Origin of the sequence: Phyllobacterium sp. (genome assembly GCF_037994425.1) — a bacterium.
Lineage (GTDB): Bacteria > Pseudomonadota > Alphaproteobacteria > Rhizobiales > Rhizobiaceae > Phyllobacterium.
Genome location: NZ_JBBNAM010000440.1, coordinates 1 through 15,510 on the forward strand (window position 1 = coordinate 1; position 15,510 = coordinate 15,510).

The 15,510-nt window shown below is 59.7% G+C and carries 16 protein-coding genes and 2 pseudogenes; 12 read left to right on the forward strand and 6 right to left on the reverse strand.

The genetic code is table 11. The annotated features are described in order from the left end of the window. The 3 genes and pseudogenes from AAAB35_RS28875 to AAAB35_RS28885 form a co-directional block, all read left to right on the forward strand. Positions 1-105: pseudogene (locus AAAB35_RS28875) on the forward strand (translation factor Sua5); the annotation flags it as partial. Continuing rightward, positions 102-1,517, forward strand: a complete 1,416-nt coding sequence (locus AAAB35_RS28880; protein ID WP_340671772.1) for an FAD-binding oxidoreductase — start codon at positions 102-104, stop codon at positions 1,515-1,517. The pseudogene AAAB35_RS28875 and the gene AAAB35_RS28880, both read left to right, overlap by 4 nt. Before the next feature lie 237 nt (positions 1,518-1,754). Continuing rightward, on the forward strand, positions 1,755-2,327 hold the full coding sequence (locus AAAB35_RS28885) for a DUF6101 family protein (RefSeq protein ID WP_340671773.1): 573 nt from the start codon (positions 1,755-1,757) through the stop codon (positions 2,325-2,327). Positions 2,328-2,343: 16 nt separating this feature from the next. On the opposite strand, the gene ubiA is transcribed toward AAAB35_RS28885, so the two are convergent. Further along, positions 2,344-3,339 carry a 4-hydroxybenzoate octaprenyltransferase gene (gene ubiA / locus AAAB35_RS28890; protein ID WP_340671775.1) on the reverse strand — a complete coding sequence of 332 codons (996 nt, stop codon included), beginning with the start codon at positions 3,337-3,339 and terminating at the stop codon, positions 2,344-2,346. Positions 3,340-3,476: 137 nt separating this feature from the next. On the opposite strand from ubiA, the gene purD reads away from it, so the two are divergent. Further along, positions 3,477-4,760, forward strand: a complete 1,284-nt coding sequence (gene purD / locus AAAB35_RS28895; RefSeq protein ID WP_340671776.1) for a phosphoribosylamine--glycine ligase — start codon at positions 3,477-3,479, stop codon at positions 4,758-4,760. On the opposite strand, the gene AAAB35_RS28900 is transcribed toward purD, so the two are convergent. The 4 genes from AAAB35_RS28900 to AAAB35_RS28915 all read right to left on the reverse strand — a co-directional run bounded on the left by AAAB35_RS28900 (position 4,755) and on the right by AAAB35_RS28915 (position 8,081). After that, positions 4,755-6,026: a GH25 family lysozyme gene (locus tag AAAB35_RS28900; RefSeq protein WP_340671777.1), complete on the reverse strand. Its 1,272-nt coding sequence runs from the start codon at positions 6,024-6,026 to the stop codon at positions 4,755-4,757. The two genes, purD and AAAB35_RS28900, sit on opposite strands and share 6 nt — an antisense overlap. A 107-nt stretch (positions 6,027-6,133) precedes the next feature. Beyond that, positions 6,134-6,928 (reverse strand): SDR family oxidoreductase, encoded by a 795-nt coding sequence (locus tag AAAB35_RS28905; protein ID WP_340671779.1) that lies wholly within the window; start codon positions 6,926-6,928, stop codon positions 6,134-6,136. 47 nt (positions 6,929-6,975) lie between these two features. Beyond that, positions 6,976-7,371, reverse strand: a complete 396-nt coding sequence (locus AAAB35_RS28910; RefSeq protein WP_340671780.1) for a VOC family protein — start codon at positions 7,369-7,371, stop codon at positions 6,976-6,978. Continuing rightward, complete coding sequence (locus tag AAAB35_RS28915) at positions 7,368-8,081, reverse strand: SDR family oxidoreductase (RefSeq protein WP_340671781.1); 714 nt, start codon at positions 8,079-8,081, stop codon at positions 7,368-7,370. Before AAAB35_RS28915 ends, AAAB35_RS28910 begins: the two co-directional genes overlap by 4 nt. 173 nt (positions 8,082-8,254) lie before the next feature. On the opposite strand from AAAB35_RS28915, the pseudogene AAAB35_RS28920 reads away from it, so the two are divergent. The 4 genes and pseudogenes from AAAB35_RS28920 to AAAB35_RS28935 form a co-directional block, all read left to right on the forward strand. Continuing rightward, positions 8,255-8,362: pseudogene (locus AAAB35_RS28920) on the forward strand (LysR family transcriptional regulator); the annotation flags it as partial. Between the two features lie 93 nt (positions 8,363-8,455). Further along, positions 8,456-9,097: a substrate binding domain-containing protein gene (locus AAAB35_RS28925; RefSeq protein WP_340671815.1), complete on the forward strand. Its 642-nt coding sequence runs from the start codon at positions 8,456-8,458 to the stop codon at positions 9,095-9,097. A gap of 137 nt (positions 9,098-9,234) precedes the next feature. Then, positions 9,235-11,007: an acyl-CoA dehydrogenase gene (locus AAAB35_RS28930; RefSeq protein ID WP_340671782.1), complete on the forward strand. Its 1,773-nt coding sequence runs from the start codon at positions 9,235-9,237 to the stop codon at positions 11,005-11,007. Between the two features lie 13 nt (positions 11,008-11,020). Next, on the forward strand, positions 11,021-11,773 hold the full coding sequence (locus tag AAAB35_RS28935) for a crotonase/enoyl-CoA hydratase family protein (RefSeq protein WP_340671783.1): 753 nt from the start codon (positions 11,021-11,023) through the stop codon (positions 11,771-11,773). A gap of 19 nt (positions 11,774-11,792) precedes the next feature. On the opposite strand, the gene pdxH is transcribed toward AAAB35_RS28935, so the two are convergent. Then, complete coding sequence (gene pdxH, locus AAAB35_RS28940) at positions 11,793-12,404, reverse strand: pyridoxamine 5'-phosphate oxidase (protein ID WP_340671784.1); 612 nt, start codon at positions 12,402-12,404, stop codon at positions 11,793-11,795. A gap of 167 nt (positions 12,405-12,571) precedes the next feature. On the opposite strand from pdxH, the gene AAAB35_RS28945 reads away from it, so the two are divergent. The 4 genes from AAAB35_RS28945 to AAAB35_RS28960 all read left to right on the forward strand — a co-directional run bounded on the left by AAAB35_RS28945 (position 12,572) and on the right by AAAB35_RS28960 (position 15,494). Beyond that, entirely contained in the window at positions 12,572-12,922 is a 351-nt protein-coding gene (locus tag AAAB35_RS28945; protein ID WP_340671785.1) for an RT0821/Lpp0805 family surface protein, read from the forward strand. Between the two features lie 124 nt (positions 12,923-13,046). Further along, positions 13,047-13,979, forward strand: a complete 933-nt coding sequence (locus AAAB35_RS28950) for a DnaJ C-terminal domain-containing protein (protein ID WP_340671786.1) — start codon at positions 13,047-13,049, stop codon at positions 13,977-13,979. A 91-nt stretch (positions 13,980-14,070) separates the two neighbouring features. Next, positions 14,071-14,889 carry an enoyl-ACP reductase FabI gene (fabI, locus tag AAAB35_RS28955; protein ID WP_340671787.1) on the forward strand — a complete coding sequence of 273 codons (819 nt, stop codon included), beginning with the start codon at positions 14,071-14,073 and terminating at the stop codon, positions 14,887-14,889. A 2-nt stretch (positions 14,890-14,891) separates the two neighbouring features. Then, positions 14,892-15,494: a histidine phosphatase family protein gene (locus AAAB35_RS28960; RefSeq protein ID WP_340671816.1), complete on the forward strand. Its 603-nt coding sequence runs from the start codon at positions 14,892-14,894 to the stop codon at positions 15,492-15,494. Positions 15,495-15,510 lie beyond the last annotated feature (16 nt).

Genomic DNA, 15,510 nt, shown 5'->3' on the forward strand with positions numbered 1-15,510 from the left:
GAGCCCATACCTTTCAACGGCCTCGGCGAAGCGATCAATGATCGGCTTGTCCGCGCCGCCGCGCCCCGTGCCACGTTAATTGCCGAAATGGATGAGATAAAATGAGTTTGACGCCTGAACTTCTTGAACGATTTGTCGCCATCGTCGGCAACGGGAATGCGTTGCGCGATAGCCGCGATATCGAGCCCTATCTTATTGAGCCGCGCGAAAAATTTGGCGGCAAAACATCGCTTGTGCTGCGACCCTCAACGACCGATGAAGTATCGGCGATCCTGAGGCTGGCGACTGAAACGCACACAGCGATCGTGCCGCAGGGTGGGAATACGGGCTTGGTTGGCGGGCAGATGCCGGATGCGAGTGGCGATCAGGTCATCCTGTCCCTGTCGCGCCTTAACAGGATCCGCTCCATTGACCCGCAAGGCAATCTTGCGATCGTCGAGGCTGGCGTCATTCTCCAGACGCTACAGGAAGCGGCCGAGCGCGAGGGTAGGCTGTTTCCGCTTTCGCTGGGGTCGGAAGGATCGTGCCAGATCGGCGGCAACCTTTCATCGAACGCCGGTGGTACGGCCGTCCTCGCCTATGGCAATACACGAGAACTCTGCCTCGGCGTCGAGGTGGTGTTGCCGACCGGCGAAATCCTCAACGACCTTCGCTACGTCAAGAAGGACAATACGGGCTACGACCTCAAGGACCTCTTCGTTGGCGCGGAAGGCACGCTCGGCGTGATTACGGCGGCAGTGATGAAGCTTTATCCCCTGCCGCGCGGCAAGGGCGTCGCCTATGCCGGGCTCGCGAGCCCCCATGACGCCTTGACGCTGCTGGCGATCGCGCAAAGCCATGCAGGACCGTCGCTTACCGGCTTTGAGCTAATGCCGCGTATCGGAGTGGAGTTTTCGGTGGCGCATACGGATGGAGTGCGCGACCCGTTGCAGGGCGTCCACCAGTGGTACGTCCTCATCGACATTTCCTCAGCGCGCTCCGCCGAGGATGCGCGCGAAACCATCGAGGCGATCCTCACCGAAGCCTACGAGGCAGGGCTCGTCGAGGACGCGACGATCGCCGACAGCACCGCTCAGGAAAAGTCCTTCTGGCATATGCGCGAGGCGATGTCTCTTGCCCAGAAGCCGGAGGGCGGATCGATCAAGCACGATATCTCCGTACCCGTCGCCACCATTCCCGCGTTCATCACCGAGGCCGACGCGGCCGTACTGGAACTCATCCCGGGCGCGCGCATTGTCTGCTTCGGCCACATGGGTGACGGCAACCTTCACTACAATATCTCCCAGCCCATCGGTGCCGACAAGGACGCTTTCCTTGCGCGCTGGGTCGAGGTTAATACCCGCGTTCATGATATTGTTCGCGCCTATAGGGGGTCAATCTCGGCCGAGCACGGCGTCGGGCAATTGAAGCGCAAGGAGGTTGCCGAGACGAAATCGCCGGTTGCGCTCGACCTGATGCGGCGGATCAAGAAAGCCTTTGACCCTGCCGGGATCATGAATCCCGGCAAGGTTCTGTAGGTTCGAAGCTCACGCCCTCTCAACCTTTCATTCACCCGCCTTACCAAAACCTTGGAGCCGGTTGGTATTCGATAACCATCCTTTTCGATGAGAAACAGTTAACCCAGTTCGTTAAGCGGGATGGGCAGGATTGGCGCCTATTGTTTCCCCATACGAGACCAAAAATGGTCCGCTCTACAGGGAAATGAAAACGAGATGACCGGAATACCGGCTCTCAGGATCGACAGAAGGCGTCACATGAACAAAGCCGGAGCCAAGCCGGTTTGGGCAGGTCGGGAATTCCGGCTTGACCCATTCCACCTGCCACAGACGGTCACCTATGCCACGCGCGACGACCGCGGCGATGTCACCTTTACGCTGCATGAACGGGGGGCGGTCGTAAAGCGCCTCTTGCCTGCCAGCCATCTGCCAATATCGCTCGCCTTACCCGCTTGCGCCTTTTTGGGCGTCACGGCGCGCGCAACCGAAGACGAAATCGGCGACATCACCGTCACGCTCGAACTCATGCACACTGACCCGCACCTTTCGGTGCCACTGCTGGTAGCCCACGATCTGATTGACATTGCCGCCGACTGGCGCGCCTGGTCGTCGCTGTTCGGCCTGCCCATGATGCTGGTCGAGGAAGACGGCGTGGCGCGGCAGCTTGAACAGAGTATCGGGCCCGTCACAGTCTCTGCGCCGAAGGAACGCCGGCAGGGCCGCGAACCGCGCCGTCGCAGGCCGCGGTTTCTCGCCCGCCGAAAAGTGGGCGATCTCGGTTTGCGATTGGTCATTGGCGGCCAGGAGGTGATTGCCCAGGGATCGAGATAAGCCCTGACCCTGGCAATCAGAATATCGGCTTGACCACCGTCCACAAGCCGCCAAAAACGAGGCCGAGGAAGATCAGCCAGCCGACGATCGTGTTCGACTTGAACAGGCGCAGGCACTCTGACGGGTTGTCGATATCAAGTGTCATAATCTGCCGGTACATGTGCGCGCCGGCAGCCAGAAGGCCAGCGACTGCAGGCATCGGAACCTCCGCCATGGCAAAGGCCCAAAGAAACAGCGCCAGCGCTCCCCCGTAAAGGATCATGAGCGCTTCGCGGGTGCGGCTGCCGAAGAGCCGGGCGGTCGAGCGCACGCCAACCAGCGCATCGTCCTCCTTGTCCTGGTGGGCATAGATCGTGTCATAGCCGATGACCCAGAGGATCGATCCCGCATAGAGCAGGAGCGCAGGCCAATCGAGCGAGCCGAAATGCGCGGACCAGCCGACGAGGGCTCCCCACGAAAAGGCAAGGCCGAGCACCAGTTGCGGCCAGTTGGTAATACGTTTCATGAAGGGGTAGATCGCGACGATAGCGAGCGAAGCGATCGCGAGAAAGATCGTATAGCGATTGAACTGCAGGAGCACGCCCAATCCGACCAGCGCCTGCAAGACAAGAAAAACCTTGGCCTGTTTGCGCGTTACCTGTCCTGACGGAAGGGGCCGCGACCGGGTGCGCGCCACCTTGTTGTCGATGTCCTCATCGGCAAGGTCATTATAGGTGCAGCCAGCGCCGCGCATGGCGATGGCGCCGACAAGAAACAGAATGAGGTGATAGGGCGAGGGCAGTACGGACCACATCGCGTCACCAACCTTCGCGCCGGCGCTGGCAGCGAGTGCAGCGCCCCACCAGCAGGGCCACAGCAAAAGCCACCAGCCAATCGGCCGGTCCCATCGCGCTAGCTGTGCGTAAGGCCAGAGCCAGTTCGGCAGCGTCCGGTATACCCAATGGCCCGATGGCGCGTCGAAAACGCGGCCACGGGTTTGCGTCGACTGAATAATGTCTTTTTCAGGTGTCATGGCCTGACCTTGCAGCGGACATCGATGCAGTCAAGCATTATAGACGGTTTTCCGGGCAAATTTGCGAGAGGCGCTTGACCCTCGCGTGTTGAGGCCATACCGAACGGCAACACGTAAAGATGCGGAGCACGATGTCGATGAAAGTCCTGCTTATTGGGTCCGGTGGCCGCGAACACGCGCTGGCATGGAAGATCGCGGCATCGCCCGTATTGACGAAGCTTTACTGTGCGCCCGGCAATCCGGGCATCGCCACTGTTGCTGAATGCGTTGCGCTCGATCCCGCAAACCATGCGGACGTCATCGCGTTTTGTAAGGACAAATCCATAGATTTTGTCGTAGTCGGACCCGAAGCGCCGCTGGTTGCCGGAATTGCCGACGAACTTCGCGCTGCGGGCATATCGGTTTTTGGTCCATCCAGGGCAGCGGCAAGACTTGAAGGCTCAAAAGGTTTTACGAAGGACCTCTGCGCCCGCTTCGACATTCCGACAGGCGCATACCAACGATTCACGCAGGCCGACGCAGCCAAGGCCTATGTCAGGCAGCAGGGCGTGCCAATCGTCGTCAAGGCCGACGGTCTCGCCGCCGGCAAGGGGGTTGTCGTGGCGTTTGAACTCCAGGACGCGCTCGGCGCCGTTGACGCCTGTTTTTCCGGTGCATTCGGGGGTGCAGGCGCGGAAGTTGTCGTCGAAGAATATCTTGATGGCGAAGAGGCCAGCTTCTTCTGTCTTTGCGATTGCAAGATTGCCGTTCCATTCGGCACCGCCCAGGATCACAAGCGCGTCGGCGATGGCGATACGGGGGTCAATACCGGCGGAATGGGAGCTTACTCTCCCGCGCCGGTCATGACGCAGGCGATGATCGATCGCACGATGCGCGAACTGATCGAGCCAACCATGCGCGGCATGGCGGAAATCGGCGCGCCGTTCAGCGGCGTGTTGTTCGCCGGGCTGATGATCACGAAGGATGGCCCGAAGCTGATCGAGTTCAATACGCGCTTCGGCGATCCGGAGACCCAAGTGCTGATGCTGCGCCTGAAGGACGACTTGTTGCTGCTCCTGAAGGCAGCCGCCGACGGCATGCTCGACCAAGTCTCGGTGCGTTGGAACGATGAACCGGCGCTGACGGTCGTCATGGCGGCCAAGGGCTATCCGGCGGCGCCCGAAAAGGGTAGCGTTATCAGAGGATTGGATACGGCCGCTGACAATGGTTCAGTCGAGATTTTTCATGCGGGTACCGCCGAGAAGAATGGCGAGCTTGTTGCCAATGGTGGCCGCGTGTTGAACGTTACAGCAACGGGCCGCACAGTGGCCGCAGCCCAAGCGGCGGCCTATGCGGCGATCGCAAAGATCGATTGGCCGGAAGGTTTTTACAGGCGCGATATCGGTTGGCGTGCAATCGAGCGCGAGGCCAGCGCCCTATAGGAGCGGCCCCAAGGCGGCGAGCTGCCAGTTCGTGGTCTGGTCGGATAAGGGAGCTGCATATCTGAAGCAGTAGGATGTGACAGCAATGCCTGGATAGGCGGGCGCCAGCCGCGAGGGCTCACGAAGGCTTGTCAAAAGCGTCTCGATGGTTGCCTTGCGGATTGAAAGACCGGTCAATCGTTCGTCCGTATCGTGCTTCAGCGAAATCGAAGCTGTCATCGATTGGTCGACTTTGGCGGCGCTTGGATCGTTCTTCTCAAGCAGCGCTGAAGCTCCCACCACGAAATTTGCTGCGACGGTTCTGAGCGCTCCCGCCATTTCCTTCAAGTGCCGATAATCGAGGAGCGGCGGCTGCGCCGCAGCCATCAGTATATCCTCAGGCGGTGACGGGCGATTGCCCGGCGTGGGCAGATCGTCCAGCGGTATGGCATCGACCAGCTGCCCCAGCGGCCAGGCGCGCCGAAGCTGCGCCACCGTCATGTCCGTTATGTTGACATCGATGTCGCGATTGGTTCCCGCCGGGCGATAGGGGCACTTCTGCTTGCTGCAATTGCTCTGCGAGGTGAATTGCCAAAGGGCATAGTCGCGCCAGTTGCCCTTGGGAAAATGCGGCGCGATATCGCTCTCATAACGCGCATACCAGAGCTGCAGGCGCGACAGGATAGGAAACTCCAGACGATGGTCGGCGATGTATCTTGCAGTCGTGCCGTTCGTATAAAGCACCGGATAGCGACCGATCCTGAACTTGATGTGCTCGGCGAAAATTTCCGCGTCCTGGAGCGACATGAATTTTGCCGGATCGTTGTCTTCGATATCGATCGCGACAAGTTCGTCATCGCTCGGCTCGGCATAGTCAACGAAATGGTTAGCTTGCTCGATGGGATTGCCCGGACGGGCGAGATGATAGGCACCCCATTTGAGGCCGAGCGCTTTCGCCAGTATCCGCCGCGTCTGGTAAAGCTCACGCGAGACGGCGTAGTTGCGCCAGATGCGCTTGCATAGTTCCTGCTGCATCACATCGGTGATGCGTTTGCACTGGTAGTTTGCGGGCAGGCCATCCGATCCCTTGTGGATGAAGGCTGCGATCCTCGAATCCTTGGCGATTTCGACAAGATTGAAAGAATTGTGCTCGTAGCCGTCGAGGACGATGGCGCGCTGCTTGTTCGACCATGGCGTGGTGAATTCGGATGCCGCCTGCGCAAGATCGCCAAGGAACAATGCCGCAAGGGCAACTGCAATGGCAAATCTGGGCACGCGGATCGTCAAATGAGAATCCTTCACACGGTGCGGTCAAACCCATACTAACCAACGATGGTCGGCGCATCGCGGTTAATATTCCGTTAGTCACCGCTAATTCCGTGCAAGTTGCCCCGTCAGGCAATTGTATCGACGACGCCGCCATCGACCCGGAGGGCCGCGCCGGTCGTTGCCGACGATAGTGGGGAAGCAACGTAGACAACCATGTTGGCCACTTCCTCGACGGTTGCCGCGCGGCGAAGAATGGAGCTTGGCCGGTTGGCGCTGACAAAGTCCGCCGCGACTTGCTCCATCGGCTTTCCGGTTTTTTCCTGGTCATCCTTCAGCATGTCACGTACGCCTTCGGAGAGCGTTGGACCGGGCAATACCGCATTCACTGTTACGTTCGTGCCAGCCATCCGCTTGGCAAGCCCGCGCGACACGGCAAGATCCGCTGTCTTCGTGACGCCGTAGTGGATCATGTCGACCGGGATATTCAATCCGGACTCGGACGAGAGAAAGATTACTCGGCCCCAATTGCGTTCAGCCATTCCCGGCAGGTAGGAGCGCGAGAGGCGCACGCCAGACATCACGTTCACGGCAAAGAACCGCTCCCATTCCTCATCCGGCGTCTCAAAGAAATCCTGTGGGCCGAAAATGCCGACGTTGTTGACGAGAATATCTGCGGAAGGTTCCTCGGCCACGAGCGCTGCGCAACCTTCGGCTGTGCCGAGATCGGCGGCGATGCCGCGCACCTTTACCTCAGGGACGGCTTGTTGCAATTCAGCGATTGCCTTGTCGACGCTGGCCTGCGTCCGTCCATTCAAGACCACTTCGGCTCCCGCGCGAGCCAGACCCTTGGCAATGGCAAGGCCTATGCCAGCGGTCGAGCCTGTCACGATTGCGGTCTTGCCTTTCAGATCGATCTTCATGGTTACCCCCAAGGAGAATTGTGAAATGGCCCTGCATCGCAGCGCCGCTAGGATTCGGATCTGGTGGTTGCGGTGGCACTCCGAAAGACCAGTTCGATGAGTATGCCAGTTGGCGTTTGGATGAACAGACGCCGCTCCCCGAGTTCCGGCAACTCCATCGGAGAATATCCGATGCCAAGCGCATCGAGCTTGCCGCGCATCGCATCGTAGTCAGTAAGGCGAAATGCGACGTGGTCGATTGGCTCGCCGTTCCGGTCAACGGCGCCACCATGGCCCGGAATGAGATGGACGATAGGCTCGGCACCCGCATAGAGCCAGTAACCGGGAAACGAAAAGGCGGGCCGGTAGCCGGGCGCAAGCCCAAGGACAGTCTCGAAAAACAGGCGCGTTGCTTCGAGGTCCCGGGTTCGGAGCGTCATATGGTCGAGGGCCGGGACTGTCATGCGATTGCACCACCGCCATCGACGCGCACGGTCGAACCGCTGGCGAAGGGCGTCGTGGCGAGGAATAGGATAGCGCTCGCAATGTCATCGGGCTGCCCGATGCGGCGCACCGGTAGGCGCTCGACCGCATTGGCGAACATTGCGGCGCGCTTGTCATCCGGTATCTCGGACCAGAGGGGCGTCTCAATAAGCCCCGGCGATACGGCATTGACCCTTGTCGGCGCAAGCTCGAGAGCAAGCCCCCGCGCCAGTGCTTCGAGTGCCGCATTGATGGCTCCCTGCAGAACCGATGTCGCCGAGGGCCTGACGCTGAGGAACCCCGAGACAAATGTCAGCGAAGCGTCCTCATTCAACCTTGCCCCGCGAGCCACGCGATACGCACCCCAGAATTTGCTTTCCATCGCCGCTTTGGCGTCGGCGAGTCCAAGGCCGCGCACGGATCCCGTCAGCGTCTGTGCTGCCGAGACAACAATATGATCCCAGGGCTCGTGACTGGCAAAGAAGCGTTCGATGGCTAGCTCATCACCCGTATCCAGTGCGCTAGCTTCGACGGCCTCGCCGATGGTGCTGCGTGCCGTCTCGAGCTTGGCCTGCGAGCGCGAGGCGATCGTGACCGCCGCCCCTGCTTCAGCCGCCCTTGCGGCGACGGCAAGCCCGATGCCCGAACTGCCTCCGACAACCAAAAAGCGTTTATTCCTGAGAGATTGCATCGTCGCACCTGCCTATACGTTGATTTACCGACAAGTTTATCCCTCTTTCGAATTGGCAAGAATAGCTTGTATTGGAGATAGTTTATTGTGATATCAGCAATAATATGGCTGATAATCTTTTCGATATGATGGTATTCGTACGGGTCGTAGATGCTGGCTAGCTCTCGGCGGCCGGACGCGAGCTTGGTCTTTCGCTCGCTGTTATCAGCCGCAAATTGGCGAGGCTGGAAGAACGTCTTGGGGTGCGCTTGATAAGCCGCACAACACGAACACTCGCGCTTACCGAGGAGGGCGCGTCGTTCCATGCGCGTTGTGTGCGAATCCTAGCCGACATCGAGGAAGCGGAATTACAGGTCACACGAGGCCGGCAGACTGTGACCGGAACCCTGCGCATCACGTCGACGGTTGCTTTTGGACGTCGCAGGCTGGTGCCGCTGCTGCGCGAGTTCCAGGCGCTCCATCCGGATCTGCACATCTATCTCGATGCATCGGATACTGTCGCCAACATTATCGACGGCGGATTCGATCTGGCAATTCGCGTGGGCGAACTTGCAGACTCGAGCCTGATCGCACGCCAGATCGCCCCGAACGTCCGTGTCATCTGCGGTTCGCGCGATTACTTGCAGCGGCGGGGCCGCCCCGTATTAGTGGAGCAACTGGTCGAACACGACTGCATTGTTTTCGGCAATCCGCCGCTCGACCATTGGAGTTTCGCCGACGGCAGGACCGTTCGCGTGCGCGGTACATTTGCCTGCAACGACGGGGAACTGGCGCACGCATGGGCGCTTAAGGGTGCAGGGCTCGTGCTCAAATCCATCTGGGACGTACAGCAGGATATTGAAGCCGGAAGGCTTGAGGTGGTGCTTCCCGAACTTCCACTGCCAGCGGCCCCGATCCACGCCGTCTATCCACACAGCAAGCATGCCGCCGCCAAGGTCAGGCTTTGCGTGGCGTTCCTTGCCGAGCGCTTCAAGCGTGATGCCGGTCTCCTTCGCCTCGCTGCGCCGTCACGTTAGGCGCGCTGGGGTATGTGCAATCGAACGCTCCATTCTGCAAATATCTTACGTTTACGTAAAAATACACTTGCCTTGCACGCCCGTGCGGTTGCAATGTGCGCAGCGCAACAAAGCATCACGCATGAGGAGACGTGACCATGTACCGCGCGCCCGTCGAGGAAATCGCCCACACCCTGAGAGTGACCGCCGGTCTCGATGCCGCGATGGAACAGGGCCGATTTGGCGAGCTTTCAGGCGACCTCGTCGATGCCATCCTTGAAGAGGCGGGCAGGTTTGCTTCGACGCGGGTCGCGCCGCTGCTCGAAGTTGGTGACCAGCATGGTACGCCTCTCAAGGATGGCGAGGTTACGACGCCGACTGGCTGGAAGGACGTCTACCGCGAATGGATCGAGGGCGGCTGGAATGCCTTGACGGGGCGCGAAGAGTTTGGTGGGCAGGGCCTGCCGATGATGCTCGCGATCGCGACTTTCGAGATGTGGAATTCAGGCTCGATGGCCTTCGGCATCGGTCCCACACTGACCCTTGGGGCTATTGAGGCGCTCGATGCCCACGCAACCGACGATCTCAAACAACTCTATCTGCCGAAACTTGTATCTGGCGAGTGGATGGGCACGATGAACCTGACGGAGCCGCAGGCAGGTTCCGACGTCGGCGCGCTGCGCACGCGCGCTGAACGGGCTGACGATGGTACCTATCGCATTTTCGGCAGCAAGATTTTCATCACCTATGGCGAACACGACCTCACCGACAACATCGTTCACCTCGTTCTCGCGCGGCTTCCCGACGCTCCGGCTGGGACGAAAGGCATCTCGCTATTTCTCGTTCCGAAGTTCCTCGTCAATGCCGCCGGACCGCTCGGCGCCCGCAACGACGTGTTCTGTGGCGGCGTCGAGCACAAGATGGGTATCCATGGCTCGCCCACCTGCACGATGATTTACGGTGACGGGTTTGCCAGGGACCGCGAGCCTGGTGCGGTGGGCTGGCTGATCGGCGAAGAGAACCGGGGTCTAGCCTGCATGTTCACCATGATGAACAACGCCCGGCTTGCCGTCGGAATCCAGGGCGTGGCTGTGGCGGAAGCCGCCTATCAGAAGGCGCTCGCCTATGCCGAGGAGCGCCGCCAGATGCGTGCGCCCGGCTGGAAGGGCGATGGCATGAGCCCGATCATCGAGCATCCTGATGTCCAGCGTAACCTCCTGACGATGAAGGGCCTGACCGGCGCTGCACGTGGCATAGCCTATGCCTGCGCCCACGCCATCGACATGGCGAGGACCGGCGAGGGCGACGATGCTCGACACTGGTCCGACCGCGCCAACCTTTTGACGCCGGTCGCCAAGGCATTCTCGACCGACATCGGCGTGGACGTTGCCTCGATTGGCATCCAGGTCCATGGCGGCATGGGCTATATCGAGGAAACGGGCGCAGCGCAGTTGCTGCGCGACGCGCGCATCGCCCCGATTTATGAAGGTACCAACGGCATACAGGCCATCGACCTCGTTCAGCGCAAGCTCGCCCTTGGCGGTGGTCAACATTTCGCGGCCTACATTGCTGAATTGCGCGACGTGGCGAATGCTGTCGCTGCCTCGAACGTTGCCGAGTTCGGCGAGACCGGGCCGCGGCTTCTGGCGGGACTGGATGATCTTGCGCAGGCGGGAGCCTGGCTGCAAGACGCAGTCGCCGAGGGCAAGGTCGGTGAGGCCCTTGCGGGAGCGACACCGTTCCTGCGCCTTTTCGGTCTTGCGGGTGGTGCCACCTATCTCGCCAAGGGAGCGCTCGGGAGTGACAATGCCGGGCGCACGGCACTAGCGCGGTTCTTTGCCGAAAATCTTCTCGCGGAAACGTCAGCGCTGAAAGACCGCGTCATTCATGGTGCTGCCAGCTTGCTCGCCGCACGCAAGGCACTTGCCTAACAGAGGAACCATCATGTCGGATCATATCGAGGTCGAGCGCCACGGCGCGGTTCAAGTCATTCGCATGAACCGGCCGGAGAAAAAGAATGCGCTAACGCGCGCAATGTATGCGGCAATGTCGAAGGCGATCATCGACAGCGACGATGATCCGGAAATTCGCGCCAATGTCTTCTTCGGCATACCGGGCGCATTTTCTTCAGGCAACGACCTTCAGGATTTCATGGCCTTTGCCACGACCGGCCAAATGGGCACCGAAGTCATCGACTTTCTCATTGCCGTCGCCAATGCGAAGAAACCGCTGCTTGCAGGCGTCGACGGCCTTGCCATCGGTCTCGGTTCCACACTCCAGCTTCATTGCGATTTGAGCTTCGCGACCCCGCAATCCTACTTCAAGACGCCGTTCGTCGATCTCGGACTGGTACCTGAGGCGGCTTCAAGCCTGCTTGGCCCGGCGCTGATGGGGCATCAGCGCGCCTTTGCTTTTCTCGCAATGGGCGACGGACTCAATGCAGTCGAGGCCAAGGAAGCTGGCCTGGTCTACAGGTTGGTCGAGACCGAAGAACTGGAAGCAACCGTTTTGAAAGCGGCGACCGAGATCGCGTCAAAGCCGCCGCCAGCCATGCAGATCGCCCGCGACCTGTTACGGATGCCGAGGCAGGATACGGTCGATCGCATCAAGCTTGAGGCAAAGCTCTTTGCCGAACGCCTCCAGTCGGACGAGGCGCGCGGCGCGTTCATGGCCTTCCTCGGACGCAAGAAGGGTTAAATTCTAGACCCGGTCCTGCTCACGGATAGAGCCGTGTCTTGTTCCAGTCGCCCTGCGGCGTTTCGCGGCTGAAGTGAACGCGGTCGTGCAGGCGGAATGGCCGGTCGTGCCAGAACTCGATCGAAGTCGGACGGATTCGGAACCCCGACCAATAGTCTGGACGGGGAATTTCCCCGATCGCGTAGCGGGCGGTAAATTCGGCCACGGCCTTTTCCAGTGCGAACCGGCTTTCGAGCGGCCGCGACTGTTTCGAAGCCCATGCGCCGATCCGACTGCCGCGCGGCCGTGTTGCGTAATAGGCGTCCGCCTCTTCCTTGCTGACGATCTCGACCGGTCCGCGTACCCGTACCTGCCGGCGCAGCGACTTCCAGTGGAAGCACATGGCCGCCTTCATCGAACCAAGGATTTCCTCTCCTTTTCGACTTTCAAAATTCGTATAGAAAACAAAACCTTGGCTGTCGAAACCCTTTAAGAGCACCATGCGCACGTCGGGCAGGCCGGCGGCGTCGACTGTGGCAAGCGCGACGGCATTGGGATCATTTGGCTCAGTTTTGGTGGCGTCCGCCAGCCATTCTTCGAAGAGCGCGAACGGTTCGGAATTCTCTGTGAAGTCATCTGTTATTAACTTCATTTAATCCATAGTCCCATAGTCATTTCGAATTGACCCTGTTAGAGAGAGGCATGTGTTTGGCGTTTCCACGATCTGATAGCAAGAAATTCGGTGCAGAAAAACGGCGTATAAGCGGGCCCTTTGCCGGCCTCGCAATGGTTGTTGTGTTGAGTCTGCAGGGCTGTGCCATGAAGGATTTCAGCGTCGAGAAAGCGGTTCCAGATCAGACAACCGTAACCGGTTCGGTTGCTCCGGCGCAAGTCGCCGACGCAAAGGGTTCATCCGACCAGACGACTGTCCGCAATATCGTCTCGGCGCTCAATTTTACCCAGTGGGGAAAGAATCCGGTCCCGTGGTCCAACCCCGAAACCGGCAGTCAGGGCACGATAACGGCCATTGCCGAGAAGAAGAACGACACCGAGCTTTGCCGCGAATTTCAGACATCGCGCGAATCATTTGATGGTGTGATGCTCTATAAGGGCGAGACCTGCATGCAGAATGGCGGTCAATGGACGTTGAAATCGTTCGGTCCTATGTAGGTGGTTGCAGCGGCCGAGCCAATTCCGTAGTTTTTTGCTTCAAATCTCTGGAATTTCTTCCTATTCATGAGCATATAGCTGCGGAATCCCAAGACATCTCGCTCGTGCGAGGAAAGGCAGACACATGCGCGATCCCTATAGCGTGCTGGGCGTCGCCAAGACGGCGAAGCCTGAAGAAATAAAATCGGCGTTTCGCAAACTCGCCAAAAAATACCATCCCGACCAGAATCAGGATGATCCGAAGGCGCAGTCAAAATTCTCCGAGATCAACCAGGCCTATGAGATCGTCGGCGACAAAGAGCGCCGCGGCCAGTTCGATCGCGGTGAGATCGACGCGGAAGGCAAGCAACGTGTTCCGCATGGTTTCGAAGGCTTCGCAGGCGGCGAGGGTGACCCCTTCGCCGGCTTTGGCGGCGGGCGCCACCGCCCTGGCGGCTTCGAGTTTCGCTCGAGCACGGCGGGCAATTCGGGCTTCGGCGCGGAAGACATATTGAGCAGCCTGTTTGGCGAGGGTGCCGGTATGGGCGGTGGCTTTGGCGGGTCGCGCCGCGCTGGCCCACGTAAAGGCGCAGACCTGCAGGCAACGATCGATATTACCCTTGAACAGGCGGCGGGCGCCGAAAAGGTGGAAGCGATCTTTCCGAATGGCAAGCGGCTGGCGATCAAGCTGCCGACGGGTGTCGAGAACGGCCAGACGATTCGCCTGAAAGGGCAGGGCGAGGAGGTTGTGGGTGGCACCCCGGGTGACGCCCTGGTAACAATCCGTTTCAGGCCGCATCCGAAATTCCGTGTCGAGGGCAGGGACATCCACGTCGACTTGCCGGTTTCGCTGCGCGACGCCGTTCTTGGGTCCCGCGAGGAAGTCGAGACGCTCAATGGTCGGGTGGCGGTAAAAGTAGCGCCATGGACCAGTTCAGACCGTGTTTTGCGGCTCAAGGGCAAGGGTTTGCCGAAGAAGGTAGACGGACATGGCGATCTTTTCGCCCATGTTCGCGTCATGCTGCCCGAAAATGGTGATCCCGCGCTCGAAGCATTCTTGCGCGAATCCGGTCACTGAAAAACCAAAACGACATTGAGAGCATGCTTGAAGCCCGGCGCGGGCTGTGCGATACCGCACATCAATTATAAGTCTCACGAAGGGTTGGTATATGACCGCCAAAGCCGGTTTGATGCAGGGTAAACGAGGCCTGATTATGGGCGTGGCCAACAACAGGTCGATCGCCTGGGGCATTGCCAAGGCAGCTCACGATGCCGGCGCCGAACTCGCATTCACATATCAGGGCGATGCTTTGAAGAAGCGCGTCGAGCCTCTTGCCGAGGAACTCGGTGCCTTTCTGTGCGGCCACTGCGATGTCGGCGATGCAGCGACCATAGACGCCTGCTTTGCTGCTCTCGAGAAGGAGTGGGGCAAGCTCGATTTCGTGGTCCATGCGATCGGGTTTTCCGACAAGGACGAACTGACCGGCCGTTATGTCGACACGACGGAGGCAAACTTCAGCAAGACGATGCTGATTTCGGTCTATTCGCTGACGGCGATTGCCAAGCGCGCCGAAAAGCTCATGACCGGCGGCGGCTCCATCCTGACACTGACCTATTACGGCGCCGAGAAGGTGATGCCGAACTACAACGTCATGGGTGTTGCCAAGGCAGCGCTTGAGGCGAGCGTCAAATATCTCGCCGTCGATCTTGGCCCCGACAATATTCGCGTGAACGCCATCTCTGCCGGCCCGATCAAGACCCTTGCGGCTTCGGGCATTGGCGATTTCCGCTACATTCTCAAGTGGAACGAATATAATGCTCCGCTGCGCCGTACCGTCAGCATCGAGGAAGTGGGCGATGCAGGACTTTACTTCCTCTCCGACCTTTCGCGCTCCGTCACCGGCGAAGTACATCACGTCGACAGCGGCTACCACGTTGTCGGCATGAAAGCCGTGGATGCCCCCGACATTTCCGTCGTGAAAGATTGAGCATTGAAGTGATCCCGCCCGACACGCTGATTTATTTCTCGCGTCATGGCGAGACGGACTGGAATGTGACGGAACGGATCCAGGGTCAGGAAGACATCGATATCAATGCACGTGGGCGTGCCCAGGCCGATCGCAATGGCGATCTGATCAAATCGCTCATCGGCGATGGCGCAGGCTTTGACTTTGTCGCGAGCCCGTTGCGCCGCACGCGCGAAACCATGGAGCGCATCCGCACCCGCATGGGTGTCGATCCAAAGGCATACCACACCGATCCGCGGCTGATGGAAGTCAGTTTCGGTGACTGGCAGGGCTTTATGATCGAGGATATTGCAAGAAAGACGCCTGATCTCGTTGAAGAGCGCGCGCGCGACAAGTGGACCTTCGTGCCGCCGGGACCGACGGCCGAGAGCTATGCGATGCTCGGTTTGCGCGTGGCGAGCTGGTTGTCGGAAGTGAAGGGTCCGACCGTGTGTGTGACCCATGGCGGCTGCCTTCGAACGATTTTCCAGATGATCAAGGGGCTGGATGGCCACGATGCGGCCAACCTTGCCATCACCCAGGATCACATCCTGCGGCTCGAGCACGGCCAGCTCACCTGGCTTTAGCCGTGCGCAGCATTTC